Annotated in this window: 23 protein-coding genes; 12 read left to right on the top strand and 11 right to left on the bottom strand. The window is 70.6% G+C overall.

Annotation, left to right across the window (positions count from 1 at the left end):
• From JOC24_RS17245 to JOC24_RS17235, 3 genes are all read left to right on the top strand, one after another.
• On the top strand, positions 1-575 hold a 575-nt coding region (locus JOC24_RS17245; RefSeq protein ID WP_275588567.1), incomplete at its 5' end, for a carboxyl transferase domain-containing protein.
• Between the two features lie 199 nt (positions 576-774).
• Complete coding sequence (locus tag JOC24_RS17240; RefSeq protein ID WP_205021180.1) at positions 775-1,956, top strand: 3-deoxy-7-phosphoheptulonate synthase; 1,182 nt, start codon at positions 775-777, stop codon at positions 1,954-1,956.
• An 877-nt stretch (positions 1,957-2,833) separates the two neighbouring features.
• Positions 2,834-5,635, top strand: a complete 2,802-nt coding sequence (locus JOC24_RS17235; RefSeq protein ID WP_307792711.1) for a helix-turn-helix transcriptional regulator — start codon at positions 2,834-2,836, stop codon at positions 5,633-5,635.
• A gap of 58 nt (positions 5,636-5,693) precedes the next feature.
• Here JOC24_RS17235 and JOC24_RS17230 read toward each other — a convergent pair whose 3' ends face one another.
• Positions 5,694-6,353, bottom strand: coding sequence for a response regulator transcription factor (locus tag JOC24_RS17230; protein WP_205021178.1), 660 nt, complete (start codon positions 6,351-6,353; stop codon positions 5,694-5,696).
• Entirely contained in the window at positions 6,305-8,191 is a 1,887-nt protein-coding gene (locus tag JOC24_RS17225; RefSeq protein WP_205021177.1) for a sensor histidine kinase, read from the bottom strand. The genes JOC24_RS17230 and JOC24_RS17225 overlap by 49 nt, the downstream gene beginning before the upstream one ends.
• A gap of 182 nt (positions 8,192-8,373) precedes the next feature.
• On the opposite strand from JOC24_RS17225, the gene JOC24_RS17220 reads away from it, so the two are divergent.
• Positions 8,374-9,081, top strand: a complete 708-nt coding sequence (locus JOC24_RS17220; RefSeq protein ID WP_205021176.1) for a VC0807 family protein — start codon at positions 8,374-8,376, stop codon at positions 9,079-9,081.
• A 99-nt stretch (positions 9,082-9,180) separates the two neighbouring features.
• Here the strand turns inward: JOC24_RS17220 and JOC24_RS17215 are convergent, their stop codons facing one another.
• Entirely contained in the window at positions 9,181-9,615 is a 435-nt protein-coding gene (locus JOC24_RS17215) for a type II 3-dehydroquinate dehydratase (RefSeq protein ID WP_205021175.1), read from the bottom strand.
• Positions 9,612-10,679 (bottom strand): 3-dehydroquinate synthase family protein, encoded by a 1,068-nt coding sequence (locus tag JOC24_RS17210; RefSeq protein WP_205021174.1) that lies wholly within the window; start codon positions 10,677-10,679, stop codon positions 9,612-9,614. The genes JOC24_RS17215 and JOC24_RS17210 overlap by 4 nt, the downstream gene beginning before the upstream one ends.
• Before the next feature lie 225 nt (positions 10,680-10,904).
• On the opposite strand from JOC24_RS17210, the gene JOC24_RS17205 reads away from it, so the two are divergent.
• Both JOC24_RS17205 and JOC24_RS17200 read left to right on the top strand, forming a co-directional pair.
• Positions 10,905-11,630 (top strand): 4'-phosphopantetheinyl transferase family protein, encoded by a 726-nt coding sequence (locus tag JOC24_RS17205; protein ID WP_205021173.1) that lies wholly within the window; start codon positions 10,905-10,907, stop codon positions 11,628-11,630.
• The gene (locus JOC24_RS17200) at positions 11,627-11,845 is read left to right on the top strand and encodes a DUF5988 family protein (RefSeq protein ID WP_205021172.1); all 219 of its coding nucleotides are present in this window, start codon (positions 11,627-11,629) and stop codon (positions 11,843-11,845) included. The genes JOC24_RS17205 and JOC24_RS17200 overlap by 4 nt, the downstream gene beginning before the upstream one ends.
• 150 nt (positions 11,846-11,995) lie before the next feature.
• On the opposite strand, the gene JOC24_RS17195 is transcribed toward JOC24_RS17200, so the two are convergent.
• Positions 11,996-12,754 carry a thioesterase II family protein gene (locus JOC24_RS17195; protein ID WP_205021171.1) on the bottom strand — a complete coding sequence of 253 codons (759 nt, stop codon included), beginning with the start codon at positions 12,752-12,754 and terminating at the stop codon, positions 11,996-11,998.
• Positions 12,755-12,892: 138 nt separating this feature from the next.
• Here JOC24_RS17195 and JOC24_RS17190 point away from each other — a divergent pair, with 138 nt between their 5' ends.
• From JOC24_RS17190 to JOC24_RS17180, 3 genes are all read left to right on the top strand, one after another.
• Complete coding sequence (locus JOC24_RS17190) at positions 12,893-13,729, top strand: shikimate dehydrogenase family protein (RefSeq protein ID WP_205021170.1); 837 nt, start codon at positions 12,893-12,895, stop codon at positions 13,727-13,729.
• 109 nt (positions 13,730-13,838) lie between these two features.
• Positions 13,839-14,879, top strand: coding sequence for an ATP-binding cassette domain-containing protein (locus JOC24_RS17185; protein ID WP_205021169.1), 1,041 nt, complete (start codon positions 13,839-13,841; stop codon positions 14,877-14,879).
• Positions 14,876-15,742 carry an ABC transporter permease gene (locus JOC24_RS17180; protein WP_205021168.1) on the top strand — a complete coding sequence of 289 codons (867 nt, stop codon included), beginning with the start codon at positions 14,876-14,878 and terminating at the stop codon, positions 15,740-15,742. Before JOC24_RS17185 ends, JOC24_RS17180 begins: the two co-directional genes overlap by 4 nt.
• A 25-nt stretch (positions 15,743-15,767) precedes the next feature.
• Here JOC24_RS17180 and JOC24_RS17175 read toward each other — a convergent pair whose 3' ends face one another.
• The 3 genes from JOC24_RS17175 to JOC24_RS17165 all read right to left on the bottom strand — a co-directional run bounded on the left by JOC24_RS17175 (position 15,768) and on the right by JOC24_RS17165 (position 21,652).
• The gene (locus tag JOC24_RS17175) at positions 15,768-19,046 is read right to left on the bottom strand and encodes an ATP-binding protein (RefSeq protein WP_205021167.1); all 3,279 of its coding nucleotides are present in this window, start codon (positions 19,044-19,046) and stop codon (positions 15,768-15,770) included.
• A gap of 124 nt (positions 19,047-19,170) precedes the next feature.
• Positions 19,171-20,790 carry a malate synthase A gene (gene aceB / locus JOC24_RS17170; protein WP_205021166.1) on the bottom strand — a complete coding sequence of 540 codons (1,620 nt, stop codon included), beginning with the start codon at positions 20,788-20,790 and terminating at the stop codon, positions 19,171-19,173.
• A gap of 256 nt (positions 20,791-21,046) precedes the next feature.
• Entirely contained in the window at positions 21,047-21,652 is a 606-nt protein-coding gene (locus JOC24_RS17165; RefSeq protein WP_205021165.1) for a nucleotidyltransferase family protein, read from the bottom strand.
• 190 nt (positions 21,653-21,842) lie between these two features.
• Here JOC24_RS17165 and JOC24_RS17160 point away from each other — a divergent pair, with 190 nt between their 5' ends.
• On the top strand, positions 21,843-22,160 hold the full coding sequence (locus JOC24_RS17160) for a DUF5955 family protein (protein ID WP_205021164.1): 318 nt from the start codon (positions 21,843-21,845) through the stop codon (positions 22,158-22,160).
• A gap of 2 nt (positions 22,161-22,162) precedes the next feature.
• Here JOC24_RS17160 and JOC24_RS17155 read toward each other — a convergent pair whose 3' ends face one another.
• Positions 22,163-22,795 (bottom strand): response regulator, encoded by a 633-nt coding sequence (locus JOC24_RS17155; RefSeq protein ID WP_205021163.1) that lies wholly within the window; start codon positions 22,793-22,795, stop codon positions 22,163-22,165.
• Complete coding sequence (locus tag JOC24_RS17150) at positions 22,792-23,985, bottom strand: sensor histidine kinase (protein ID WP_205021162.1); 1,194 nt, start codon at positions 23,983-23,985, stop codon at positions 22,792-22,794. The genes JOC24_RS17155 and JOC24_RS17150 overlap by 4 nt, the downstream gene beginning before the upstream one ends.
• Before the next feature lie 110 nt (positions 23,986-24,095).
• Here JOC24_RS17150 and JOC24_RS17145 point away from each other — a divergent pair, with 110 nt between their 5' ends.
• Both JOC24_RS17145 and JOC24_RS17140 read left to right on the top strand, forming a co-directional pair.
• Positions 24,096-25,172, top strand: a complete 1,077-nt coding sequence (locus JOC24_RS17145; RefSeq protein ID WP_205021161.1) for an ABC transporter permease — start codon at positions 24,096-24,098, stop codon at positions 25,170-25,172.
• Positions 25,169-25,849 (top strand): ABC transporter ATP-binding protein, encoded by a 681-nt coding sequence (locus tag JOC24_RS17140; RefSeq protein WP_205021160.1) that lies wholly within the window; start codon positions 25,169-25,171, stop codon positions 25,847-25,849. The genes JOC24_RS17145 and JOC24_RS17140 overlap by 4 nt, the downstream gene beginning before the upstream one ends.
• Positions 25,850-26,001: 152 nt before the next feature.
• Here the strand turns inward: JOC24_RS17140 and JOC24_RS17135 are convergent, their stop codons facing one another.
• Positions 26,002-26,802: an IclR family transcriptional regulator gene (locus JOC24_RS17135; RefSeq protein ID WP_205021159.1), complete on the bottom strand. Its 801-nt coding sequence runs from the start codon at positions 26,800-26,802 to the stop codon at positions 26,002-26,004.
• Positions 26,803-26,812 lie beyond the last annotated feature (10 nt).

The following is a 26,812-nucleotide window of genomic DNA, read 5'->3' as shown; positions in this document are numbered from 1 at the left end:
ACCAGCCGCAGGCGCTGGCCGGTGTCCTGGACATCGAGGCGTCCGAGAAGGCCGCCCGGTTCGTGCAGATGTGTGACGCCTTCAACATCCCCATCGTCACCCTGCTCGACGTCCCGGGTTTCCTGCCCGGCGTGGACCAGGAGCACGGTGGGATCATCAGGCACGGTGCGAAGCTGCTCTACGCGTACTGCAACGCGACGGTGCCGAGGATCTCGCTGATCCTGCGCAAGGCCTACGGAGGCGCGTATATCGTCATGGACAGCCAGTCCATCGGCGCCGACCTCACCTACGCCTGGCCCACCAACGAGATCGCCGTCATGGGCGCCGAAGGCGCCGCCAACGTCATCTTCCGCCGTCAGATCGCCGACGCCGAGGACCCCGAGGCCATGCGGGCGCGCATGGTCAAGGAGTACAAGGCCGAGCTGATGCACCCCTACTACGCTGCGGAGCGCGGCCTGGTCGACGACGTCATCGACCCCGCCGAGACGCGCGAGGTACTGATCGCCTCGCTCGCGATGCTCCGTAACAAGCACGCGGACCTGCCGTCCCGCAAGCACGGCAACCCCCCGCAGTAGCGGAAGCCCGGGTCGGGCGGCCGCCGCGCGCGCATGCCCTCGGACGCCGGACGGGCCCGTCTCCACAGGTGCCGGCCGGTCACATCCAGCTCCGTCCCCTCGATCCCTGAACGTGACACCGCACGCCGATGCGGGTCGTGCGGCGTTCGAGGAACGACGGCCACTGTGCAGCCCCAGTGAACAAGGACCACGAGGGACCATGACGAACGAGCCGTCCGACCTCCCCGCATCCGAACCGCGCACCACGCCGCTGATCGGGCCGGGCCGGGTGCGGACAACGCTCACCGGCGCGGCCCCACTCGTCCTGCCTTCCGAGGTGGACGACCTCAGCGGCCTCATGGCCGCGGCAGCCCGTGGGGAGGCCTTCGTCCTCCAGGGCAGCACGTGCGCGGAGCCGTTCAGCGGCCGCCGAGTGGCAGGCCTCGTCCGTACGCTGCTGCAGATGTCCGTCGTCCTGTCCCACGCCGCCAGGATGCCCGTGGTCAAGATCGCCCGGCTGGCCTCCCGGCACGCGGGGGCCGGCTACGGCGTGGCACACGCGAACGCCGCGGTGACGATGAACATGATCCGGGCGATGAGCGGTGAGCACGGCATCGCGGACGTGCGTCGGGTGCAGGACTGGAACCGGGAATTCGTACGCGACACGGCAGGGGGGAGCCGGTTCGGGGCCTTCTCCGCCGAGATCGACCGCGGCTTGAGGTTCATGGCAGCCTGGGGGGCCGACGACCGCCCGTTGCGCACCACGAAGGTGTTCGCGAGCCATGAGCCGCTCCTGCTCGACCATGAGGTGCCCCACCTGCTCCGGGAGTCCGGAAGGCACGAGCAGCAACTGTGGGGGCTGTCCGCGCACCAGTTCCGGATCGGCGAGCGGGCGCTGCGGCCCGACGACGCGCACATCGAGCTCGCCGAGCTGCTGGCCAATCCGATATGCCTCACGATCGGGCCGGCGACGGCTCCCGAGGAGGCCGTGGAGTACGTGCGGAGGCTCGATCCGCACGTACGGCCCGGCCGGGTCACGCTGATCAGCCGGATGGGGGGCGACCGGGTCCGTGACGTACTCCCGCCGATCGTCGAGAAGGTGACGGCGTCCGGCCACCAGGTGGCGTGGAGCTGCGACCCGATGCACGGCTCCCCTCACGGGCCGGCCCGGGACGGCACCGCGTGTTCCTTCTCGCGCGTCCTCGAAGAGATCCGGGGATACATCGATGTACATCGGGCCCTGGGCACCCATTTGGGCGGGTTGCATTTCGAGACCTCGGGCGCACGGGATATGTCCGACACGGAACCAGTCGGCGGATACGGGACTGAATGCGGCCCCCGGTTGAATGGACAACAATCCGTGGAGTTGGCTTTTCTTATGGCAGAGATGCTCCGTAGCTGATTTCTGGAACTGAAAGTTCTGCACAGGCGTCCACGCTCGGGTTTCCCGCTTACTTGCATTGGTCCGACCAATGGCGCCACTCGTCCCGCCGGAATCCTGTTGTCGCACGTACGGCCCCGGGCGGACACCGCCGGGCGCGTCGTCAAGACCCCTCCCCGGCACCGCCGTTCCCCCTGCTCCGACAGGTGCGCCGTCGGTGGTCGCGGGCCTCTGACCCCGCAGAACCCTGGCGGGCGGCGTCACTGTGACCCCTGCGTGTCAGCCTCGTCCTGAACATGCAACAAGATCGGTATCCCCTCAGGGAGGCCGAACGGCGGAATATCGCCATCCGGGCTCGGCGTCCGCCTCACCCGACACCTCAGCCGCCGCGGCGCGCCATGAGTGCCTGACCGGCCACTGAGCGCTTTGGTCCGTACCGGCGGGGCCCTTGGAATCCCGCGTAAATCCTGAGCTCACGCCTACTCCCACGTCGGGGCGCCGGTCGCGGTGCAGGCGAATGTGGAGCCCGATCCCCTATGCCGCGCGAGCGACACCCCTATGTCCAGAGGGGATGGATTGAGGGGGTCGAGGCCGCCCTGGGTCCGTCATTTGAGGTGAACGTGAGGTTCCTGCCTATGATTTGACGGGAGGCCAGGTGGTGGCAGCCTGTCTGCTGCGCCGGAAAGCGGAACCCGCGCAAAGGCACACTGTGTACTTTGAGTAGGGGTTTGCAGGGGGAGGGGGGTGGAGCTAGTGTTCCAATTGGAGAGGGATTCCAGCGACTGTTTTTGGTCCCTGGCGATAGCCGGTGTGGCGTCAAGTGTCAGTCATGCCGGACGGGGTAGTCGCGGAGTAAGGCATGGTTTTGAGCCTTTGGTGATGCAGCCACCGCTCCTCGATGTCATGGAAATGGTCACAATGGGGGATGATGGTGCCAGTGGCACTCGTTGAACGTGAGCATGACCTGAAACTGCTCAGTAACCTTTTGACTGCCACTTTCAAGGGGCACGGAAAGATAGGACTTGTCAGCGGGGCGGTGGCAAGTGGCAAGACCGAGCTGCTGCGCTCCTTCGCGGACCAGTGCGCCGACGAGGGAGCCCTGCTCCTGAACGCAACCGCGACGAGGGCCGACCGAACCTTGCCCTTCGCCGTACTGCGTCAGCTGCTCGACTGTCTGCCGGCGCACGCGGGACCCGTTGCGGAGATCATCGGCTCGGGCGTCGCGTCCGAGGTCCCCCGCACGGCGGCGGCCACACTGCTCGAACTCTCCGAACGGGCACCGCTCGTCGTAGTCGTCGACGACGTGCACCACGCGGACGAACCGTCGATGGACTGCCTGATGCGCCTGGTCAACCGACTGCGATCCTCACGCATCCTGCTCGTACTCGCCGAGTCGTCGGGTGACTGGTCGGTGCACCCCGCCTTCCGGATCGAACTGGTCCGCCAGACCCAGTTCCACCGGATCAGGCTGGCACCCCTGACGGTGGACGGCGTCAGCGAGATGTGCTCGCAGCACCTCGGCCAGGACACCGAACACCGTGCGGCCGAAGCGCACCGGATGACCGGCGGCAACCGGCTTCTGGTGCGGGCCCTCATAGAGGACCACGCCGAGTCCGGGGAGTTGCCGGGCCGGGCGGGCTGCTCGTCGCTCGGTGAGAGCTTCCGGCAGGCCGTCCTGACCTGCCTGCGCCGCAGCGGACCGGACGAACTCGAGGCGGCCAGGGGTATGGCCGTACTCGACGCCACCGGTTCGACCCACCGGATCGCCGAGTTCCTCGGCCACGGCCAGGAAGCCCTTCGCCGGTCCCTGCAGTCACTGCAGACGCTGGGGATCATCCACGACGGCCGGTTCCGGCACAGGCTGACACGCGCGGCTGTGTATGACGACCTCGCCCCGCAGATGCTGGCGGAACTGCACACGCGTGCCGCGCAACTGCTGAGCGACGGCGGCGGCAGCGTCACCGACGTCGCGGACCATCTGGTGGCGGCGAAACAGGTGGGCGCCGACTGGGCCATCGCGGTGCTGCAAAGGGCCGCGGAGGAGTCGCTGGCCGCCGACGACGAGGAACCGGCGATCCGGTACATCGAGTTCGCGCTCTCCGTATGTGAAGGAGAGCGGCAGCGTGCCCAGTTGCGGATGATGCTCGTCCAGATCAAGTGGCGCAGTGACCCGGAGGGCGCGGTCCGCCACCTCACCCCGCTCTTCCAGGCGCAGCGCGACGGCCACCTCGACGTCGAGCAGACGGCCTACCTGCTGCGTGTGCTCATGTGGCACGGGCGCATCCAGGAGGCCAGGGAACTCATCACACACCTGTCCCGCATCACGCCGTCCGCGAACGAGACGCCGAACGCCGTCCTGGCCGGCGTTCACAACCTGCTCAGACACGCCTATCCGCAGTTCATACCGGACAGATCCGGCGTGGAGAACCACCTCTTCGACAACGCGACCACGCCGCCGGGGCAGCAGGCACAGGCGTCGGCCGTGCTCAGCTCGGTCCTCGGGCAGACCGCGGGCGGGGACGAGCGGTGCATCAGGGTCGCCGAACAGATTCTGCAGAGCAGCCAGTTGAGCGACACGATGCTCGAGTCCGTCTGTTCGGCCCTGCAGACGCTCATCTACGCGGAGCAGCCGCTCCTGGCGGGGCGCTGGTGCGACGCGCTGCTCACCGAAGCGGGCAGCCGAGGTGTGGTGACGTGGCAGGCGGCCCTGTCCGGGCTGCGCGCGGAGATCGCGCTGCGGGAAGGCGATCTGGTACAGGCCGAGCGGTACGCGCTCAAGGCACTCACGATGATCGGCGTCGCGGGCTGGGGCGTCGCGGTCGGGGCCACACTGGGCACCCTCCTCGAAGCCGTCACGGCGCGGGGCGACTTCGAGAGCGCCCGCAAGTACCTGCGGGAGACGGTGCCCGCGGCCATGTTCCAGACCCGGTACGGACTGACGTACCTGCGCGCCCGGGGCCACTACTACCTGGCGACCGACCGGCTGCAGGCCGCGCTCGCGGACTTCAGCTACTGCGGTGAGCTGATGAGGTCGTGGCAGCTCGATTCGCCGACGTTCGTACCCTGGCGAACCGATGCCGCCCAGGTCCTCCTGCGGCTGGGGGACCATGAGCAGGCGCGCGATCTCACCAAGGAACAGATGGCGCAGATCGGCTCGCGCGCCTCGCGCACGTACGGCGCCTCGTTGCGCGTCCTGGCGGGTACGGCGAGTCACCGTGGCCGGCTGAGTCTCCTCAAGGAGTCCGTCGAGATCCTCCAGGCGAGCGGTGACCGGCTGACCCTCACCCAGGCGCTGTTCGACCTGAGCTGCGCCCACGAGGGTATGGGGGAGTTCGGAAAGGCCCAGATGATCTCGCGTCGCGCGGGGCGGCTGGCCAAGGAGGGCGGGATGCAGCGGATGCAGGATCCGGCGCTCGCCCGCCCGGAGGAGCCGATGATGCTCCACTCCGCGCAGAACGACTCCTGGTCCCGGCCGGTGGACGAGACCACGTCGGCCGCGGACGTGCTGACCCTCTCCGAGCGCCGGGTCGCCGCACTGGCCTCGCTCGGCTACACCAACCGTGAGATCTCCTGCAAGCTGCACATCACCGTCAGCACGGTGGAGCAGCACCTCACCAAGGTCTTCCGGAAGCTGCGGGTCAAGCGCAGGACGGACCTCCCCGTCGAGCTCGAGTACCACGTCGCCAACCCGGCCTGCTGACCTTCGGCACCACACGTCCCCGTTCACCTCCCTCCCCGCTCCCCTCTCCCCACTTCTCCTACGCACGTGAGCTGTTGAGGTACGCGATCACGGCCAGCACTCGCCTGTTGTCACTGGTGGACTGCACCAGGTCCAGCTTGGCGAAGATGCTGGCCGCGTGCTTGCTCACGGCGCTGTCGCTGAGCGACATCCGCTCCGAGATGGCCGCGTTCGACCTGCCCTCCGCCATGAGCGCCAGCACCTCCCTCTCCCGCGCCGTCAGCGTGGCCAGCGGCTCCGCCCGTGCCGGCCCCATCGATTGGAACAACTGACTGATCACTTCAGGGTCCATGGCCGTGCCCCCGGAAGCAACGCGGCGCACCGAGTCGATGAACGAGTCGTCGTCGAATACACGGTCCTTGAGCAGATAGCCGATTCCGCCTCGGCCGTCCGCCAGCAACTCCCTTGCGTACAACTGCTCCACGTGCTGGGACAGCACCAGCACAGGGAGCCCGGGAACCGTCCTGCGGGCGGTCAGCGCCGCCTGGAGCCCCTCGTCCGTGAAGGTAGGCGGAAGCCGTACGTCGACCAGAGCCACGTCCGGCCGGTGCAGAAGCAGGGCGTCGAGCAGGTCCGGGCCGGTCTCGACCACGGCGGCGAGTTCGAAGCCGTGGTCCTCCAGCAGATGGGTCAGTCCTTTCCTGAGGAGGTACTGGTCCTCGCCGAGGACAACACGCACGGGAGCTCCATCGTCAAAGTGGTCGGGCCGCCGGGAGGCGAGGCCACGTCGAGCAGACCGTCAAAAGTGGCCAGACGCCGCTGGATCCCGCGAATTCCGCTGCCGCGCGCGGGATCGGCGCCGCCGCATCCGTCGTCGGTCACGGTGATCCGCAGCGCCCCCGCCCGATGGCGGAGGTCGATCACGACGCGCTGGGCGCCGGAGTGCTTGGCAGTGTTGGTGAGCGCCTCGCTCACGGAGAAGTACGCACACGCGGCCACCGGCATCTGTGCCCGCCCCTGGAGGTCGGCCGTCACCTCGACCGTCAGCGGGTGGGCCAGCGCCAGCGTGCGTACGGCGTCGACGAGCCCCCGCTCGGCCAGGACCGGCGGATGCACGCCACGTACCAGGCTGCGCAGCTCACGGAGGGCGGCGGAGGAGTTCTCCCGCGCCTCGGCGGCCATCGCCCGGAGTTCGGGCTGCTCACTGCCGAGGCGCCGCTCGATCGCGCGCAGGCTCATTCCGATGGCGACGAGCCGGGTCTGCGCCCCGTCGTGCAGATCGCGTTCGATCCGCAGCAGCTCCGCCGCCTGCACACCCGTCGCCTCTGCCCGTGTCGTCGTCAGCTGCTGCACGCGCCGGGTGAGCACGGAACGGTCGGTGGGCGCCAACAGCAGGGCACACCAGCGAGCCTGGGCCCGCAACGTGTACGGGGTGCCCCAGAGGGCGACCCCCGCTGCGACCAGTGCCGCCGCGAAGCCGGCCGGCCCGGACCACCACAGCCCGACGGCGAGGACCGACGCCGTCGGACCGAGCAGCAGAACCGCCGCCACCACCGGATTCGTCAGGAGCCAGAGGAGGTCGCGCCAGGTCGCGGGGTCGGTGAGAACCCACCGGCGGGCGGCGAGCCAGGTGGGGAGCAGCGGTCCGGGGTGCAGCGTGCGACCGTACACGTAGTGCCCGTCGGCGCCCTGGACAGGCACCGACGGCTGCTGGCGGTAGGGCTCCGTGATGTCGGCCAGCCCGCCGTGGCGCAGGAGCTCCCGCCACAGGTTCACCAGCTTGCGGCTCACCAGGACCACCTGGGTGAAGACCGGGACGAGCCCGAGGACCAGGGAGAACACGGCGGCGACCAGCTGGAGACCGGCCAGTACGAGCCCGCACACCGCGAGCGCGCACAGCAGGCAGGCGGCTCCCACCGTCTGGACCTGTCGCCACAGACGGGTCCACCACCGGGTCCCGCCGCCGGGCACGGGAACGCCGGCGCCCAGGAGGAGTCTCGTCCAGTACCCGTGCAGCAGGATCAACGACGGCCCCGCCGCGACGCCCGCCGACACCGAGGCGACGCCCAGCCCCGCCGCGAACACCGAGCCGTTCCCTCCGTGCCACAGGGGCGAGGAGACTCCCGCGAGACCGGCACAGATCAGGGCCGCGGGCAGCACGGCCACCGGAGCCCCGACGAGCGGGTCCAGCAGCAGCCACCACAGGTCGCGGGCGGTCGCCGGGTCCCGGGTGATCTTCCAGGCACCACGCTTGCGACGGGCCGTGCTGCCGGAGGCGTACAGGCGCCTGCCGTGCCGGTACAGCCCGCCTTCCCGGGCACGGGCCTCCGAGAGATGGGGGACGTAGGGATCGGGGATGTCCACCCGCGACCACGAGGCCGCCAGGCGGCGGCGCAGCGCGGGCAGCCGGCGTATCCGGAGCACCGTTCCCACTGCGCCGGACAGGAGGGCCACAGCCATCGGTACGACGAGCAGCAGGCCTGCCGCACCGAGCGCGGCCAGCGCCACCCCGCGCACCGGGGCGAGACGGAGGGCGCGCCGCCATGAGGTGCCGCAAGGCCGTGTTCCGTCGGTCATCGCACCTCCCGGCAGCTCGTGTGATCAACAGTCTGACATGCACGCAGGTTCGCGGGCAGGTGCAGTTTTCTGCACCCCGACTGTGTTCCGGACTGCATTCCGCGGACCTCCGTCGGTGCGTAGCGTCATCGGTGAACACAGCGGCAGGACCCGGACAAGAGCAGCCAGGAGAGGAGGCCGTCGTGAAACCAGCACCTCAGGTTCAGGAAGGGCCGGAACCGGAATCCACCACGCTCGCGGGGGACGACAAGCAGCCGGAACGGACAGGGCGCAGCCCGCGGACCATGCTGATCGAGGCGGCGGCACTGGACGTCGCGCTGCCGCTCCTGCTCTTCTACGGGCTCCGACTCATGGGTGTGAACCAGTGGCTCGCACTCGTCCTCAGCAGCGCGCTTCCTCTGGTGCGGCTGGTCTACCGGGCGGTCAAGGACCGCCGGGTCGAGCGGCCCACGCTGTTCTCCCTGAGCATCATGCTCAGCGCGACACTGGTGTCCCTGCTGACGGGAGACCCCCGGCTCGTCCTGGCCCGGGAGAGCTATCTGACGGCCCTGGTCGGACTGTGGATGCTCAGCACACTGCTGGCCTCGCGGCCCTTCATCTATCAGGCGACCATGCCGCTGCTCCCGGAGGCCACCGCTGCGGCCTGGCGTAAGGACTGGGACGAGGTGCCCGAATTCCGGCGGGCCATGAGGGTACTGACCGTCGCCTGGGGAACGGCCTTCATGATCGACGCGGTGGCTCGGGTGGTCATGGCCTACACGCTGCCCGTCGACGTCGTTCCGCTGCTGGGTGCCGGTCTGCTCACGGTCCTGCTCATCGTGATCGTGCAGTTCAGCAAGTCGTACGCCAAGCGCCTCTCGGCCCGCCTCGGCCGGCCCGCCGAGAGCTGACCGCGATTCACCCCCTTGCCCCCGTCCGGGCGGTCAGGAGCGGCCCCGGTACCTTCCCCCCCCAAAGGGACCGTGGGCCCTCCCGCCCGGACGGGCCACTCACTCCTGTGTCAGCGACAGCAGGGCTCGCGCCGCCAGCTGGTAGCCGAGCGCACCCATGCCGACGATGACCCCTCCCGCCAGGGGTGCGATGACCGACTCGTGCCGGAACTGCTCACGCGCCCACACGTTGGAGAGGTGCACCTCTATCCACGGCCGGGGGTAGTTGGCCAGGGCGTCCCGCAGACTCCAGCCCGCGATCATCAGCGCGCCGGGGTTGACGATCGCACCGACCGAGTCGTAGTTGTCCTGGATCGCATGGATCAGCTCGCCCTCCGATTCGCGCTGGACCGAGACCACGTCCCAGCCCCGCCCCTCGACCTCCTGGGCCACGGAGCGCTCGATGTCCGCCAGGGTCGCCTTCCCGTAGACCTCCGGTTCGCGGCGGCCGAGAATGCCCAGGTTGGGACCGTTGAGAAGTAGCAGTGTGCTCATGACGCACCCTTCGTGTCGGCGGTGGATGTGCGGTCGTCCTGAGAAGCGGGACTCATGCCGGCGAGCGTCTTGACGACTTCGTGCTCCGGGACGTCGTGCACCAGCTCCGGCCCCCGCGGTCCGTCCAGGACGAACGACAGGCCGGTGGTGGCCTTCTTGTCCAGCCTCATCAGAGAGACGAGGGTGTCCGGGGACGGCCCGGCCGGCAGCTCGGTGGGCAACGAGTAACTCGCCACGACCGCGTGGTGTTCCGCGACCCGGGCCTCGTCGATACGGCCCAGCGCACCGGCCAGCCGTCCGGCGAACACGGTGCCGATCGCGACTCCCTCGCCGTGCCGGACGGCGTAGCCGGTCGCCCGTTCCAGGGCGTGTCCCAGTGTGTGGCCGTAGTTGAGGATGTGCCGCTTCCCCGAGTCCCGTTCGTCGGCGGCGACGACGGACGCCTTCAGGGCGACACCGGCGGCGATCTGCTCGTGCGTGGACAGGCCCCGCAGGTCACCCGCTCCTATGAAGTGGCACCTGGCGATCTCGCCGTAGCCGTTCAGCCACTCCCGGGGCGGCAGCGTCTCCAGGTAGTCGGTGTCGCACAGCACGGCCTTCGGCTGCCAGTACGCCCCGACCAGGTTCTTCCCCTGCGGCAGGTTGACCGCGGTCTTCCCGCCGACGCTCGCGTCGACCTGGGCCAGGAGTGATGTCGGCAGATGGATCACGGGAACACCGCGGTGGTAGAGCGCCGCCGCCAGGCCCACCGAATCGGTGGTCGTCCCGCCTCCGCAGGAGACCACCGCGTCCGTCCTGGTCAGTCCGAACTCGGCGAACCGGCGGCAGAGTTCCTCGACCGTCGCCAGCGTCTTGTCGGCCTCGCCGTCCCTCGCCTCCAGCGTCAGCGCCGGAACACCCGGATCCGGGACCCAGGCACGGGGCCTCGCGGACACGATGACGACCCGCGCCGCGCCGAGTTCGGCCACCACCTCGGGCAGTGTGTGACGCACGCCGGGGCCGATCCGCACGGAGTACGACCGCTCACCGAGCGGCACCTCGATCCGCCGGAATTCCTGGGGCATGTCCTCGCTCCTCGTCGTCCGTCGCTACGCAGGCCGCCACGGCCGCAGCATGGACCACGCAGTCGCGCCCGCAACTCAGGTTCGCATGAATGCAGGGGGCCCGACACGTAAATAGGGGTGAGAGATCCAACATAGGGGTGTCGCCCCCGGCGGCCGAGAAATACGCTTCACAAAATCCTTCCCTGTGGTTGTCGGACAGCCACCGGCCTGGAACGGGTGAGAGCGATGATTGAGCAGTTGCTCGCAGCGGAAGTCGCTTCGTACGAAGTGTTCGAGGATCCGCCGGGGGTCACCCTTCTTTCCGAGGAGGAGGCACTTGTTCGCGATTCCGTGGAGTCACGGCGCCGCGAATTCACCACGGGACGCCATTGTGCGCGCATGGCGCTTGCGCGCATCGAATTCCCCTCGGACCGGCCCATCCTCTCGGGCCCCAGGGGGGAGCCCCTCTGGCCGGACCAGGTGCGGGGGAGCATCACGCACTGCCGCGGATACCGGGCGGCGGTGGTGGCCCGAGCCTCGGAGATCGCCTCCGTCGGCATAGACGCGGAGCCCGACCAGCCACTGCCGGACGGAGTCCTCGAGGCCGTGGCGCTTCCCGAGGAGCAGGCCAGGACGAAGGAACTTCTCCGCAGCTTTCCCGGTGTGCGCTGGGACAGAATGCTTTTCAGTGCGAAGGAAAGCGTTTATAAGACCTGGTTTCCGATCACCCGCCGGCCGCTTGAATTCGAGGACGCTCTCATCGAGATCGACCCGGTTGGCGGGACGTTCTCCGTACGCATTCTTCCGCAGGGTGCACGTGGTATCCGTAATGCCCCTGAGAGATTCACCGGCCGCTGGACCGCCGGGAAAGGGATCGTGGTCACAGCGATATCCGTGACGGCCGCCGAGCGACCTCTCGACCTGAACCCCGAACGAACCCCCGACATCCACCGAGGAGTAAGTACCGCATGAGCATCGTCGAGCCCAACGTAATTCTCCGGGGTGGCCCTTCGCCCTATCTCTCCGAAGAGCAGCGCATTCGGCACGTGGAGCGCCTGGACGAAAAGCTGAAGCTTCCCCGGGGCAACCGGTACGAGCACTTCGAGCCCACGGCCGAGAGCGAGGTGCACGAAGGCGTCGCCCTGCGGGTCTTCACCTGGACCGGGGCGACGCAGTTCGCGGAGTAGGAACCGGGTTGCGTACGAGGTGAGTTCGGCACGGGCCGAAGGTGCGGTGCTTCCTCGCCGTCGGAGCCGACGGCGAGGAAGTGCTCGTCCCTGCCCGGGCCGCGTGCCGCCGACAGGGGCGAGACAGACCTCGCCCCTGTCGTGCCGGAGTCAGGGAAGCAGCGACGCGATCGTCCGGGAAACCGAGGCGATGACCTGCGGCGCGTGGTCGTTGAGGTAGAAGTGGCCCCCGCTGTAGGTGTTCAGCTCGAACCCTCCCGCGGTGTGCTCGGCCCACGAACCGACCTCGTCCACACTCGCCTTGGGGTCGTCGGTGCCCGTGTGCGCGTGAACCGGTGCCGCGAGGCGCGGCCCGTCGGTGTAGCGGTAGGTCTCCGCCGCCTTGTAGTCGCTCCGGATCGCCGGCAGCACCATACGCATCAGCTCCTCGTCGCCGAACACCTGGGCCCCGGTGCCGTTGAGCGACCGCAGTTCCTCGATCATGCCGTCGTCGTCACGGAGATGAACGGACTCGTCCCGGTGCCGGCAGGGCGCCCGCCGTCCGGAGGCGAACAGTACGAGCGGCATCACGCCCTTCTGTTCCAGCCGCAGCGCGACCTCGAAGCCGAGCGTGGCTCCCATGCTGTGCCCGAACAGTGCCAGCGGCCGGTCCGCCCACGCGAGCACCTGGTCGACCACCGCGTCGGCCAGCTCCGGCAGATTCTCGATGCACGGCTCCGTGCGCCGTTCCTGTCGGCCCGGGTACTGCACGGCGAGCACGTCGACGCCGGGCGACAGTGCCTTGGACACAGGGAAGTAGAACGGCGCGGACCCTCCGGCGTGCGGGAGGCACACAAGCCTGGCCCTGGCGTTCTCGGAGGGGTGGAACCGCCGGATCCACAGGCTGGGGTCGGTGAGATGCGCGGTCACCTGACGTCCTTTCGAGTCACGGGCCGGAGCGAGATCGCGGCCGGCCGAATGCCCCCGTCACCCTTCCGGCCGCCGGTGACCGGGCACAACCCCTAACCTCCGGCTAGGGGTCGACCAACTCTTCACAGAAGGCAAGAAATGGAACCAGCAGTTCCCGGCGTCTCCGCGCCGCAGATCTCGGGCAGCACGCGTCTCTACGCCGTCCTCGGGGCACCCGTGGAGCAGGTCCGGGCACCGTCGCTCCTGAACCCGCTCTTCGCCCGACTCGGCATCGACGCGGTGCTCTTCCCCGTGCACGTGGACCCCGACGCCTTCGCCGGGGTCGTCCACGGGCTCACACGGATGAAGAACCTGGACGGCCTCCTCGTCACCATCCCGCACAAGGCGGCTGCCCTGCGCCTCGCGGACGAGGTGAGCCCGGCAGCCGCAGCGGCCGGAGCCGTCAACGCCCTGCGCCGCGAGCCGGACGGGCGGTGGAGGGGAGAGAACTTCGACGGCACAGGCTTCGTACGCGGACTGACCGGAGCAGGCCACCTCCCCGAGGGCAAGCGGATCGTCGTGATGGGCGCCGGCGGCGCGGGCAGCGCGATAGCGGCAGCTCTCCTCGCGGCCGGCGCCGCACAGCTGACGGTCTGCGACCCGGACGCGGCCAAGCTCCGCGACCTCGTCGCACGCCTGGAGGAACACTGGCCCGGCCGGGCGACGGGCGAGGCGGACCCCGCCCTCGGGAACGCGGATATCATGGTCAACGCAACCCCGCTGGGCATGCGCGCCGACGATCCGCAGCCGTTCCCGGTGCGGGCACTGGCCCCACGGTGCGTCGTAGCGGACGTGATCATGAAACCGAGTGAGACCGCCCTGCTGAAGGCAGCCGCCGCGCACGGCCATCCCATCCTGCACGGTGCCCACATGCTCGACCACCAACTCGACCTCTACCGGACCTTCTTCCGGCTCGACGAGCCGCCGAGGCGGTGAACCGCCCTACCGGCTCCCGCTCGTCGTGACGCTCCCCTCCTGCCCTGGCGTCGGCAGCCCGTCGGAATCCTGTCGGACGCATGTCGGCGGCGTTTGGTGCCATGACGGCATGACGCGAATCGACACGAGCCCCGAGGCCGGCCGGCCCGCCATCTCGGTGCGGGGACTGGTCAAGCACTACGGCGGGACCAAAGCACTGGACGGCGTCGATCTGGATGTCCGCGAGGGCACCGTTCTCGGAGTCCTGGGCCCCAACGGTGCCGGTAAGACGACGCTGGTCCGCTGCCTGTCCACTCTGGAGCTGCCCGACGCGGGCACCGCGCTGGTCGCCGGGTGTGACGTGGTGAACGACCCCCGCCGACTGCGGCGCATCATCGGCCTGACCGGACAGTACGCCTCGGTGGACGGGAAACTGTCCGGGTGGGAGAACCTCTACATGATCGGGCGGCTGCTCGATCTGTCCCGCAAGGACGCCCGGCGCCGTGCCGAGGAGATGCTGGAGCGGTTCTCGCTGACCGAAGCCGCGAAGCGGCCCGCCATGCAGTACTCCGGAGGCATGCGGCGCCGGCTGGACCTCGCTGCCTCCATGATCGGGCAGCCCGCGGTCCTCTACCTGGACGAACCGACCACGGGCCTCGACCCGCGCACGCGCAAGGAGGTGTGGGCGGAGGTCCAGCGGATGGTGGGCGAAGGCGTCACCGTCCTGCTCACCACCCAGTACATGGAGGAGGCGGAGCAACTCGCGAGTGAGCTCGCGGTCATCGACCGGGGCAAGGTCGTCGCCACCGGAGGGGTGGACGAGTTGAAGGCCAAGGTCGGCGGCCGGACGCTCAAGATCAGGCCGTCAGATCCGGCGCAACTGCCCTCCATGCAGAAGGCGGTCGCCCGGTCCGGTCTCGAAGGGATCGCCGGCGCGCACGCCGCTGTGGACGAGGGCCTCCTCTACGTCCCGATCCTCCACGACGAGCACCTGACGTCGGTGATCAACCTGCTGGGCACCCACGGCTTCGGCATCTCGCACATCGGCACCCACCTGCCGAGCCTGGACGAGGTGTTCCTGGCGATCACCGGACAGAAGTCCACCTCCGCCCCGTCCGACAAGCCCGCGGACCACGCGTCCGACACCCTTCCCGAGGAGGTCGCGGCATGAGCACAGCGACGTATTCCCCGTCTTCGTCCACCTCTCCGCCCTCGCAGCCCAAGCCTGCGGGCCACGACTCCGCGGGCCGGGACCGGATCGGCCTGCGGGCGAACCTCAGGCACATCGGCGCCTTCACCCGGCGCAACGTCATGCAGATCAAGCAGGACCCCGAGTCGATGCTCGACGTCGTACTGATGCCGGTCGTCTTCACCCTCCTGTTCGTGTTCGTCTTCGGCGGATCGGTCGGCCAGGCGCTGGGAGGCGACAGCGACTCGTACGTCAACTACGTGGTGCCGGGGCTCATGGCGATGCTGGGCATGAACGTCGCCATGGCGGTCGGCAGCGGCGTCAACGACGACTTCCGCACGGGAAGCATGGACCGGTTCCGTACGATGCCGATCGCCCGGTCCTCGGTACTGATCGCGAAGATCGTGGTGGAACTGGGCAGGATGCTGATCGCCATCACCATCCTGCTGGGCGTGGGCTTCGCGCTCGGCCTGGAGATCAAGACCTCGGTGCTCGCGCTGCTCGCATCCGTCGGGCTGTCCGCGGCGTTCGGCTCGTCACTGATGTGGATCTTCATCCTGCTGGGCCTCACGATGAAGACCACGCAGGCCGTTCAGGGCATGGCGATGATGGTGCTCATGCCGCTGCAGTTCGGATCCTCCATCTTCGCCCCGCCGTCCTCGATGCCGGGCTGGCTGCAGGCGTTCACGGACTACAACCCGCTGTCCAACCTCGCGGACGCGGCTCGCGGCCTGATCAGCGGCGGGCCGGTCGCCCACTCCGCCGGCATGACCCTGGCCTGGGCGGGGGCGATCACCCTGATCACCGCGCCGCTCGCCGTGTCCAAGTTCCGCCGCAGCACCTGAGACCGGCCCCGGAACACCGGACGGTTCAGACAGCCGACAGAGAGGCCGCCTCCTCCACCGTGAGGCGGCCTCCTTCGGCGTACAGCAGCTTGAAGGCGGCGTCCGTCAGACCGGCGCGGATCGCTGCCTCGGCGTTCTCGTGCGAGGTGCGCTCCTGAACTGCGGGGGAGTACCCGGGGGGCAGCAGGGCGTCGGCCGCCCCCAGCAGCCGGGCCGCGTTCGCTACCCGGACCGTGCCCCCCAGCCCGGCCAGCGCACGGGCCATGGTCATCAGGTGTACGGCGGGCATCTGCGGCGCGACCAGGGCGCCCACCGGGTCCCGGGCCCGGTCCAGCGCCTCCCGTGCGCGGTCGAGCGCGTCGGCGTAACGGCCGTCCAGGTTGGCCGTCCAGGCCAGCAGTCCGTGTACGAGTCCTTCGAACGTCGCCAGGCTGGAGTACCTGAACGTGCCGAGCAGCCGCTCCAGTTCGGCACGCGCCTCCTCGGTACGGCCGGTGCGGTTCAGCCGGACGGCCAGGGTCATCCGCGCGGCGGGCTCCACCATGTGACTGTGCCGATCGGCCTCGGCGAGAACCTCACGCAGGACCGCCTCGGCCTCCGCGTCCTGCTCCGGCTCCGTCAGGACGCCCGCCAGCCGGGTCTTCAGCACAGCGACCTGGGACAGGGCGCCCAGCCGCTGGGCGTGCCGGATCGCGGCCCGGAAGTCCTGTGCCGCGCCGGCGTTGTCACCGACGCGCTCATAGGACTCGCCCCGGACGGACAGCGCCTCCGCCGCACCCCAGGAATCGCCGAGCCGGGTGAACAGCGCCAGGCTCTCGTCGGCGTCCCGGGCCGCCTCACCGATCTTGTCTCCCCGGTTGGCCAGCATGTTCGCCCGCAGTTGGAGGGCGGAGGCCAGATCCCAGTCGTCACCCAGCGAGCGACAGGCTTCGACGGCCTGGTCGACGAACTGCAGAAGGCGCCCCGGATCGCCGGTCAGCATGACGGCGTGGATCCACAGCACCCCAGGTGTACGGCAGGTCTGCGGCACCCCGGGCGAGTAGACCTCGACGATCCGGCCGCAGTACTCCACCGCCTCGGGCATGGTCCACCTGTCGAGCTCGTGGCTCATGGACGCGAGATGGATGAGCCGCACGCCGCGCCGCGCCTCGACGAGCAGATCCGGAGCCATCGGCGGCGGGGCGTCGGTGCACCGCTCGTGCAGCGGAGGGGCGGGCGCCGCCGGGGCGGCGAACGGGTCGGGGCCGAGAGCCGCGACGGCTGCGGACCAGTGTCTGGCGTCGGCCCGCAGATCGCGGATCTGCCAGTACCAGGCGAGGGTGTGGACAAGGCAGAGCGCCTCGTGTTCGTCCTTCGCGGCCACCGCCCGACGCAGAGCGGCCCGCAGGTTCTCGTACTCGTTCTGGAAGACCGCGATCGCCGCCTGCTGCCGGTCCCCGCGCAGCAGCGGGCTGGTGCGCCGGGCCAGTTCCCGGAAGTGCACCAGGTGACCGCGCTCCGCCCCGGCCCGTCCCCCGGACTCGTCCAGCCGCTCGGCGGCGTACTCGCCGATCGTCTCCAGCAACCGGTAGCGCATGCCCGTCCCGGAGGTGGTCGGGGCGGTCGCCACCACCAGCGACTTGTCGACGAGTGAGCCGAGCAGATCGAGGGCGCCGGCTCCGCACACCGCTTCGACCGCCGGGAGGTCGCAGTCGCCCGCGAACACGGACAGCGCGCACAGGACCGCGCGCTCCTCGCCGCCGAGCAGGTCCCAGGACCAGTCGACGACCGCACGCAGGGTCTGCTGCCTGGGGAGTACGGTCCTGGACCCGCCGGTGAGGAGCAGGAACCGGTCGTCGAGCCGGTCCGCGATCTGCCGGGGGGTGAGTATCCGCAGCCGGGCGGCGGCCAGTTCGATGGCGAGGGGAAGGCCGTCCAGCCGGCGACAGATCTCGGCAGCTGCCTCAGGATCATCCTCGGGCCGGAAACCGGGACGGGCGGCGACGCCGCGTTCGGTGAAGAGCCGCAGGGCCATCGGGCCGGGCAGCGGCTCCACCGGGCGCAGGACCTCACCCGGAACCCCGAGGGGTTCACGGCTGGTGGCCAGGACGGTCACCCCGGGGCAACGGGCCAGTACCTCCTCGGTGAGCCGGGCCGCCGCGTCCACGACGTGCTCGCAGTTGTCGAGCAGCAGGAGCATCCTGCGTCCGCCGCAGTGTTCGGTCAGCCTGACCAGCGGTGCGTCTCCGCTGCCGCGGTCGACGGCGCGCAGCTCCTCCGTCTTCGCGCCGGGCAGCACGGTCTGACGCGCCCCGAGGGCGGTGAGTACGACCTCGGGAAGGGTCGACGGGTCCTCGACGGGCGCGAGTTCCGCCAGCCAGACACCGTCCGGCCAGCGCCGATCGACGTCGGCGGCCTCGGCGGCCTCCATGGAGAGACGCGTCTTGCCGGCGCCTCCGGGTCCGAGCAGGGTGACCAGTCGTGCGCGGGCGAGGTCGGCCCCGATGGAAGCGATGTCGTCCTGCCGGCCGACGAAGCTGGTCAGGCGCGCCCGGAGCCTGCCCCTGGGGCCCGCTGGCTCCTCGACAGCCGCTTCCTGACCGGCCGGAGCGAGCAACTCCCCGTGCAAGGAGCGCAGTTCGTCGCCCGGATCGGCGCCCAGGCGGTCGGCGAGGTCACGGCGCAGCGCCTCGTACGCGTCGAGTGCCTCAGCCGTACGGCCGGCCGCCCGCAGGGCACGCAGCCGCAGAGCCTGCAAGGGTTCGTCCAGCGGGTGCTCCTCGCACAGGGCCATGAGTTCGGGCAGTGCCTCCTCGGCCCGTCCGAGGGCCAGCAGCGCACCCAGCCGTCCACGACGGGCCGCGAAGAGCCGTGTGTCCAGCCGGCCGGCCTCGGTGCTGTGCTCGGGCAGGTCGGCGAGGGCGGGCCCGCCCTGCCACAGCGCCAGGGCTTCGTCGAGGAGCGTGAGGGCGGCGGTCGCGTTGCCCGCGGCCAGGGCGCGGGTGCCGTCGCGGGCCACCTGCTCGAAACGGTGGGCGTCGACGTCTGCCGGGGCGGCGGACAGCGCGTACCCGCCGTCGGCCGAGGTCACCGCCGCCGGGCCGAGCGCTCTCCGCAGCCGCCCGACCAGTGCGTGGAGGGCACCGGCCGCGTCGGCGGGGGGCTCGTCCACCCACACCGCGTCGACGAGGAGCGACACCGGGATGCTGTGCCCCGGCCGCAGGGCGAGGGCGGTGAGCAGCGCGCGCAGCCGGGCCCCGCCGACGGCGACGGGGGTCCCGTCCTCGCGGAAGGCTCGGGCGGGGCCGAGGATCTGGTAGCGCACGCGTCCATTCTCCCGGATGCGCGTGTCCGGGGTGCGCGAGGGATGCGTTGCCGGGTCCGACGCGTCTGCGGTGGCAGCCGGAAGCGCCGCACCCGGGGGGTGCGGCGCTTCCGGCATGCAGGTGTCAGCGCAGCTGCTCGTACGCCGGCAGCGTCAGGAAGTCGGCGTAGTCCTGGTCCAGGGAGACCTGGAGCAGCAGGTCGTGGGCCTGCTGCCACTTGCCGGACTCGAACGCCTCGTCGCCGATCTCCGCGCGGATCGTGGCCAGTTCCTCGGCGGCGACCTTGCGGGCCAGGTCCGCCGTGGCGTGTTCGCCGTTCTCGAAGACGACGTCCGCGTTGATCCACTGCCAGATCTGCGAGCGCGAGATCTCCGCGGTGGCCGCGTCCTCCATCAGGTTGAAGATGGCGACCGCGCCCATGCCCCGCAGCCACGCCTCGATGTAGCGGATGCCGACCGCGACGGCGTTGCGCAGACCGTCGTACGTGGGCTTCGCGTCCAGGGTGTCGATGGCGATCAGGTCGCCCGCCGCCACCGAGACGTCCTCGCGCAGGCGGTCCTTCTGGTTCGGCTTCTCGCCGAGGACGGCGTCGAACGAGGCCATCGCGATCGGGACGAGGTCCGGGTGGGCCACCCAGGAGCCGTCGAAGCCGTCGCCGGCCTCGCGGTCCTTGTCGGCCTTGACCTTCTCGAAGGCGACCTTGTTGACCTCGGCATCGCGCCGCGAGGGGATGAAGGCCGCCATGCCGCCGATGGCGTGCGCGCCGCGCTTGTGGCAGGTGCGGACCAGGAGTTCGGTGTACGCCCGCATGAACGGGGCTGTCATCGTCACCAGGTTGCGGTCCGGCAGGACGAACTTCGAGCCGCCGTCACGGAAGTTCTTGACGATGGAGAAGAGGTAGTCCCAGCGGCCCGCGTTCAGCCCGGAGGCGTGGTCGCGGAGCTCGTAGAGGATCTCCTCCATCTCGTACGCGGCGGTGATCGTCTCGATCAGGACCGTCGCACGGACCGTGCCCTGGGGGATGCCGACGTAGTCCTGGGCGAAGACGAAGATGTCGTTCCAGAGGCGGGCCTCCAGGTGCGACTCCGTCTTCGGGAGGTAGAAGTACGGGCCCTTGCCCAGGTCGATCAGCCGCTGGGCGTTGTGGAAGAAGTAGAGGCCGAAGTCGACCAGCGCACCGGGCACCGGGGTGCCGTCCAGCTGGAGGTGGCGCTCGTCCAGGTGCCAGCCGCGCGGGCGCGTGACGACGGTCGCGAGCTCGTCCGCGGGCTTCAGGGCGTACGACTTGCCCGACTTCGGGTCGGTGAAGTCGATGTTGCGGGTGTACGCGTCGCTCAGATTGAGCTGGCCGGTGATCACGTTCTCCCACGTGGGGGCGGAGGCGTCCTCGAAGTCGGCGAGCCAGACCTTGGCGCCCGAGTTCAGGGCGTTGATGGTCATCTTGCGGTCGGTCGGACCGGTGATCTCCACCCGGCGGTCGTCCAGCGCGGCCGGGGCCGGGGCGACCTTCCAGGTGTCGTCCACGCGGACCGCTTCCGTCTCCGGCAGGAAGTCCAGCGTGGAGGTGCGGGCGATCTCGGCGCGGCGCTCACCACGGCGGGCGAGCAGCTCGTCACGCCGGGGCGTGAACCGGCGGTGCAGCTCGGCCACGAACGCGAGGGCCGCATCGGTCAGGACCTCCTCCTGCCTCGGCAGGGGCTCGGCATCGACGATGGCCAGCGGGGACGGCGCTGGTGCGGACATGAGCTGTCACTCCTTCAGCGGGGTGGTGCGGCGGCATCCCACGGCCGCCGGGTCGCCCGGGACGGCACGGGGTGCCAGGGCTCCGAGGTACGGCCATGGGTACCGCCGAGGACCGGAAACGGAACCATGGGCTTCTGATTAGTGGATATTAGTTTCCTCATGGTGGAAGTTCAATGGTTTGTTGATGTCGAGATTCTCCGGCTCGACAGACGGCGCCGCCATGGTGGCGCGGCGTGCCAGGTCCGGCACGGTCCGTTCACTCCAGATGCCTGAGGTCCTCCGCCGTGTCGATGTCGTAGGCACGTGCTACATCGGAACACTCGACGAGTGTGATCGCGTCGCGGTGTGCCCGCAGGTACGTCCGAGCACCCTGGTCGCCGACCGCGGCCGTCGCGATGCCCTCCCACCGGTCGGCCCCGAACAGCACGGGGTGGCCGCGCTCCCCGTCGTACTCGGCGGCAGCCAGGGTCGTCCGGGACCGGTACGCCGAGCGGACCCGGGCCACGGCCTCCGCCCCGATTCCCGGCTGGTCGACCAGCAGCACGAGTGCGGCGTCCACCTCCGAGGCGGTGAGAGCGGCCAGCCCCGCCCGGAGCGAGGAGCCCATGCCCTCCTCCCACGAGGGGTTCGTCGTCACCATGCACGCCGAGAGGTCGGCCTGGGCACGCACCTCTCCCGCCGAGGCCCCCAGCACGACGTGCACGGGGCCGCACCCGCCGTTGCGCAGGGCCCGCACCCCGTGTTCCACCAGGGGATGGCCGCGGTGCTCCAGCAGCGCCTTCGGTCGTCCGCCGAGACGACGGCCACCACCGGCGGCGAGCAGCACCCCGGCGACGACAGGGATCCGTTGTGTGTGAGACATGTGCCCTGAATACCACCACGGCGCTCGGATCGGCGGAATGGTCGCCACCCCTCAGGGGTACCCTCCTTCCTTGTCGGCGCAATGGCTCACGCCACCTCCGTCGGCGTTGACTTGACCCTGGCCCGGGGCACTTGAGCACTGCCCGGGCCGGGTCGACACATCGGCAGGCGGATGTGCGAGGGGGAGTGCCTTGTTGCGAAGCGTGGGGCAGGAGCGGTTGACCGGAAGCGCCGAGGACCCGAGGGTGACTGAGCTGCGTACGGCTGTCTCACGGCTCCGCCGCGAACTCGCCGGACACCCCGCCGAGTTCCCGGACCGGGGCATAGCCGAGGACGAGCTGGCCGCACTGGACGCCATGGCCGTCAGCGGCAGGCCCGAGATCCCCCGGCTGCGCCGCTCGCTGCTGCTGGTCGCGGGGGCGATCGGTTCGGTCAGCGCGCTGGCGCCCCGCCTGCGTGACGTACGGATCGCCGTGGACCTCTTCGGGGAGCCGCGGCACCGGCCGTGAGGTCAGCGGCGGATCAGCCGGCGTGCGGTCGCCGCGGCGACCGCCGAGGTGCGTGAGTCGACGCCCAGCTTGGCGTAGATGTGCACCAGATGGGACTTCACCGTCGCCTGGCTCAGGAACAGCCGCTTGCTGATCTGCTGGTTCGACAACCCCTCGCCGACCAGCTGGAGGACCTCCAGCTCACGTTTGGTCAGGGACCGGGCGGGGGTCCGCATGCGATCCATCAGGCGGTGGGCGACCGCCGGGGCGAGGGCCGACCGGCCTGCCGCCGCCGTGCGTACCGCGGCCGCCAGCTCCTCGGGAGGCGCGTCCTTGAGCAGGTAGCCTCCGGCCCCCGCCTCGACGGCGGCCAGGATGTCCGCGTCCGACTCGTAGGTGGTGAGGATCAGCACCCTGGGCGCGCCGGCTGCCGCCGTGATCGCGGCGGTGGCTTCCGACCCGTGCATCCCCGCGCCGAACTGCAGGTCCATCAGGACGACGTCGAAGGCGCCCGTCGCGGCGAGGGCGACCGCCCGCTCGGCGGTGGCGGCCTCGGCGACGACCTCGAAATCCGGTTCGGTGTCGAGGACGGCCCTCAGGCCGGCCCGGACCACCGGGTGGTCGTCGGCGAGCAGCAGTCTGATCGGGCCGGTCACGGGGTGGTGTCCTCTCCGTCCGCGAGGGGGAGCGGCAGGGTGACCGCCAGCGCCGTGCCCTGTCCCGGAGCCGACTCCACGCTCAGCGTGCCGCCCAGCGAACGGGCCCGCGAGCGCATCGCGGGCAGGCCGAAGCCACCCTTGTCCGGGCCGTGCCGCATCCCGTCCGATGACCCGGGGTCGAAACCGCACCCGTCGTCCACGACGTCCAGCGACACCGACGTCTCCATGAAACTGAGGGTGATCTCGGCGCGCCGCGCCCCCGAGTGCCGCACCGCGTTGGCCAGCGCCGACTGCGCGGTGCGGAGCAGCGCCACCTCGTACGGGGTCGGGAGCTCCACCGGCGTGCCGCTGACCGCGAAGTGCACGGTGAGATCCGGTGCCGATGTGCGGGACGACAGCCGGGACAGGGCAGCCGCCAGTGAGCCGTGCTCCAGGTCCGGGGGGCTCAGCGCCCGTACGAAGCGGCGGGCCTCGGCCAAATTCTCCTGGGCCGCCTCGCGGGCCCGGCGCACATGGGCGGTGGCCGGCGCGTCGGCCGGGAGCGTGTGTTCGGCGGCCCGCAGCAGGAGCTGGATGCTGGACAGGCCCTGCGCGAGGGTGTCGTGGATCTCCCGGGCCAGCCGCTCCCGCTCGGCGAGGGTGCCCGCGGCGCGCTCGGCTTCGGCGAGCTCCGCCCGGGTGGAGACCAGCTCCTCGATGAGCTCCCGCCGCCGTTCGCTCTCCCGGAACAGCGCGTCGTATCCCAGTACGGTCGCCACGGCGACCGCGGCCCCGAGCAGCGGCCCGATGAACGTACCCGGTGTGACCTGCTGGCCGTGCAGCACGAAGCTGGTGATGGCGGCGGCCGCGGTGACCACCACGGCGGGCAGTCCCCACCGCACCGGGAGCAGGTGCAGCTGCAGGAAGTACAGCGGGAAGGCCACCCACAGGGCGTCGGGCGACCGGGCCAGCAGGGCCAGCCAGACCACGCCCAGCGCGCCGAGCCACACGGCGGCGGCCCGGGTGTGCGGCTGTACGACGGGGGTCAGAGCGCCCGCGCCGTACAGGGCGGTCATCACTCCCGCCAGGACGAGCACCGCGGTGTCGTCCGTCGCCCGGGTCGCGGCGAGCGCCAGCAGCCCCACCAGCAGCGCGTGCAGACAGAGCCGCAGCGTGGTGGTGACGGGGGTGTGCGCACGCGGATTCATGGTCGTTCCAGCGTAGAGGCGACAACCGCGGCGCCGGTCAACCGAAAGGTTGATGTCGGCCCCGCCCGGCGCGCGATGTGTGCCAGGGCCCTGGGCCCGAGCCTGGATTCATGTTCGTTGCATGGAGAGACTTGAGATTCGCCAGGGGCCGGTTCGCGCTCATGGGCACGGTCGTCGTGCTGATCACGCTGCTCGTGGGGCTGCTGTCCGGTCTGACGGCTGGGCTGGCCAGGGAGAACACCTCGGCCGTCACGGGGCTGCGCGCCGACCGTCTCGCGTTCGCCGCCCCGCCGGACAGCCGGTCGGCGTCGTTCACCGACTCCGTCGTGGAGGAGAGGGCTTGGCGCACCTGGGCCGCGCTGCCCGGGGTGACCACCGCCGAGCCCCTCGGCATCCGGACCCTGAACGCCGCCACCGGCGACGGGGACCGCACAACCGCCGTATCGGCGTTCGGCGTCCGGCCGGACGGGGAGCTCGCACCCGGGGCGGTGGGGGCGGGCCGGGTGGTGCTCGCCCGGCAGGCCGCCGACGACCTCGGTGCCGCGGCGGGCGACACCGTCCGGCTGGGCGCCGCCGAGGTGATTGTCGGCGCGGTCGTGGGAGAGGCCTCCTACAGCCACACCCCGGTGGTGTGGGCCTCGCTCGACGACTGGCAGCGCATCAGCGGCACCGGGCGGCAGGCCACCGTGATCGCGCTGACGACGCACGGTGCGGACCTCGCCGCCGGTGACGAGGCGGCGGGCACCCGCACACTCACCCTGGACGAATCCCTCACCGCGATCGGCTCCTACCAGGCCGAGAACGGTTCGCTCCAGCTGATGCGGGGCTTCCTCTTCGCCATCTCCGCGCTGGTCATCGGGGCCTTCTTCACCGTCTGGACCATCCAGCGCAGCGGCGACGTCGCCGTGCTCAAGGCACTCGGCGCCTCCACCCCGTACCTGCTGCGGGACGCCCTCGGGCAGGCCGTCGTGATGCTCGCCGCCGGGACGGGCGTGGGCACCGCGCTCGCCACGGGCATCGGCGCGTTCGTCGGAGGAGGGGACGGCGCTGTGCCGTTCGTCCTCGACGCCTCGACGGTCCTGGTGCCTGCCGCCGTCATGATCATCCTCGGCGCGCTCGGGGCCGCACTGTCCATCCGGCGTATCACCGCCGTCGACCCCCTCACCGCACTCGGGAGCGCCCGATGACCCTCACCCTCACCGACGTCACGCTCACCTACCCCGACGGCGACACCCGGCTCACCGCCCTCGACCGGATCTCCCTGGACGTCCCCGCGGGCACGCTCACCGCGGTCGTCGGACCGTCCGGTTCCGGCAAGTCGAGCCTGCTCGCCGTCGCGGCCACGCTCGTCACCCCGGACGGCGGGCGGGTCGTCGTGGCGGGTACGGACACCTCCGGACTGAGCCGCGCGGAGAAGGCCGTACTGCGCAGGGAGCGCATCGGCATCGTCTTCCAGCAGCCGAACCTGCTGCCGTCGCTGACCGCGGTCGAGCAGGTGCAGGTGATGACCCACCTGTCCGGCGGGTCGCTGCGTGCCGCCCGGGTACGCGCGCTGGACCTCCTGGACGCGGTCGGCCTGGCCGACAAGGCGGAGCGCAGGCCGCACCAGTTGTCGGGCGGCCAGCGCCAGCGGATCAACATCGCACGGGCCCTGATGAACGAGCCCGCGGTGCTGCTCGTCGATGAACCGACCAGCGCGCTCGACCACGAGAGGGGCGCCGCCGTCCTGGACCTGCTGGCCGGGCTGACCCGCGAACGGTCGACGGCCACGGTCCTGGTCACCCATGACCGGGCGCATCTGGACCGGGTGGACGGGACGGTGACGATGGAGGACGGCCGCCTGACCGCGGCAGCGCCGGTCTGAGGGCGCAGGCCGACGCCCCCGGCCCTGTACGCCCCGACCCGAGCCGAAACCGCGGAGCCGGACCTCCGGACCGGAACCCGGGTCCGGGCCCGGAACCCGGCGACGGGCCCGGACCCGCGGGCCTCGGCGTATCCGGCCGGACACCGCCGCCTTCAGGCGGCCGGCCCGCTGCTCGCCAGCGCCTCGGACAGCTCCTTCGCGATCTGCTGCAGGATCGGCACGATCCGCTCGGTCGCCGCTTCCGTCACCCGCCCCGCTGGCCCGGAGATGGAGATGGCGGCCGAGGTGGGGGAGTCGGGCACCGGGACCGCGAGGCAGCGGACCCCGATCTCCTGCTCGTTGTCGTCCACCGCGTAGCCCGCCCGCCGCACCAGTTCGAGCGCGTCGAGGAAGCCCTCCGGTGTGGTGATCGTCTTCTCGGTTGCGGCCGGCATACCCGTTCGGGCCAGCAGCGCCCGCACCTCGTCCGCCGGGGTGTGCGCGAGCAGCGCCTTGCCGACACCGGTGGAGTGGGGGAGCACCCGCCGCCCCACCTCGGTGAACATCCTCATCGAGTGCTTCGACGGCACCTGGGCGACGTAGACGATCTCGTCGCCGTCGAGCAGCGCCATGTTCGCCGTCTCGCCGGTCTCCTCGACCAGGCGCTGGAGGTACGGCCGCGCCCAGGTACCCAGCAGCCGGGACGCGGACTCGCCGAGGCGGATCAGCCGCGGGCCCAGCGCGTAACGCCTATTGGGCTGCTGGCGCACGTAGCCGCACACGACCAGGGTGCGCATCAGCCGGTGGATGGTGGGGAGCGGGAGCCCGCTGCTCGCGGAGAGTTCGCTGAGCCCGACCTCGCCCCCGGCATCCGCCATGCGCTCCAGCAGGTCGAAGGCGCGCTCGAGGGACTGCACGCCGCCGCTGGGACCGGCGGGCTTGGAGTCGGATGTGCTGGCGTGGGACGGCGGCACGTCAACGGTC

Origin of the sequence: Streptomyces sp. HB132 (assembly GCF_016909575.1) — a bacterium.
GTDB lineage: Bacteria > Actinomycetota > Actinomycetes > Streptomycetales > Streptomycetaceae > Streptomyces.
This window is presented reverse-complemented; position numbering and strand designations above follow the sequence as displayed.

What these genes read in the sequence shown, in the direction of transcription:
- JOC24_RS17190 (WP_205021170.1), top strand. Translation starts at nt 12,893, where the DNA reads ATGGAACCAGCAGTTCCCGGCGTCTCCGCGCCGCAGATCTCGGGCAGC.
- JOC24_RS17140 (WP_205021160.1), top strand. Translation starts at nt 25,169, where the DNA reads ATGACCCTCACCCTCACCGACGTCACGCTCACCTACCCCGACGGCGAC.
- aceB (WP_205021166.1), bottom strand. Translation starts at nt 20,790, where the DNA reads ATGTCCGCACCAGCGCCGTCCCCGCTGGCCATCGTCGATGCCGAGCCC.
- JOC24_RS17215 (WP_205021175.1), bottom strand. Translation starts at nt 9,615, where the DNA reads ATGAGCACACTGCTACTTCTCAACGGTCCCAACCTGGGCATTCTCGGC.
- JOC24_RS17185 (WP_205021169.1), top strand. Translation starts at nt 13,839, where the DNA reads ATGACGCGAATCGACACGAGCCCCGAGGCCGGCCGGCCCGCCATCTCG.
- JOC24_RS17145 (WP_205021161.1), top strand. Translation starts at nt 24,096, where the DNA reads ATGTTCGTTGCATGGAGAGACTTGAGATTCGCCAGGGGCCGGTTCGCG.
- JOC24_RS17200 (WP_205021172.1), top strand. Translation starts at nt 11,627, where the DNA reads ATGAGCATCGTCGAGCCCAACGTAATTCTCCGGGGTGGCCCTTCGCCC.
- JOC24_RS17210 (WP_205021174.1), bottom strand. Translation starts at nt 10,679, where the DNA reads ATGCCCCAGGAATTCCGGCGGATCGAGGTGCCGCTCGGTGAGCGGTCG.
- JOC24_RS17165 (WP_205021165.1), bottom strand. Translation starts at nt 21,652, where the DNA reads ATGTCTCACACACAACGGATCCCTGTCGTCGCCGGGGTGCTGCTCGCC.
- JOC24_RS17240 (WP_205021180.1), top strand. Translation starts at nt 775, where the DNA reads ATGACGAACGAGCCGTCCGACCTCCCCGCATCCGAACCGCGCACCACG.
- JOC24_RS17225 (WP_205021177.1), bottom strand. Translation starts at nt 8,191, where the DNA reads ATGACCGACGGAACACGGCCTTGCGGCACCTCATGGCGGCGCGCCCTC.
- JOC24_RS17180 (WP_205021168.1), top strand. Translation starts at nt 14,876, where the DNA reads ATGAGCACAGCGACGTATTCCCCGTCTTCGTCCACCTCTCCGCCCTCG.
- JOC24_RS17235 (WP_307792711.1), top strand. Translation starts at nt 2,834, where the DNA reads ATGTCATGGAAATGGTCACAATGGGGGATGATGGTGCCAGTGGCACTC.
- JOC24_RS17150 (WP_205021162.1), bottom strand. Translation starts at nt 23,985, where the DNA reads ATGAATCCGCGTGCGCACACCCCCGTCACCACCACGCTGCGGCTCTGT.
- JOC24_RS17205 (WP_205021173.1), top strand. Translation starts at nt 10,905, where the DNA reads ATGATTGAGCAGTTGCTCGCAGCGGAAGTCGCTTCGTACGAAGTGTTC.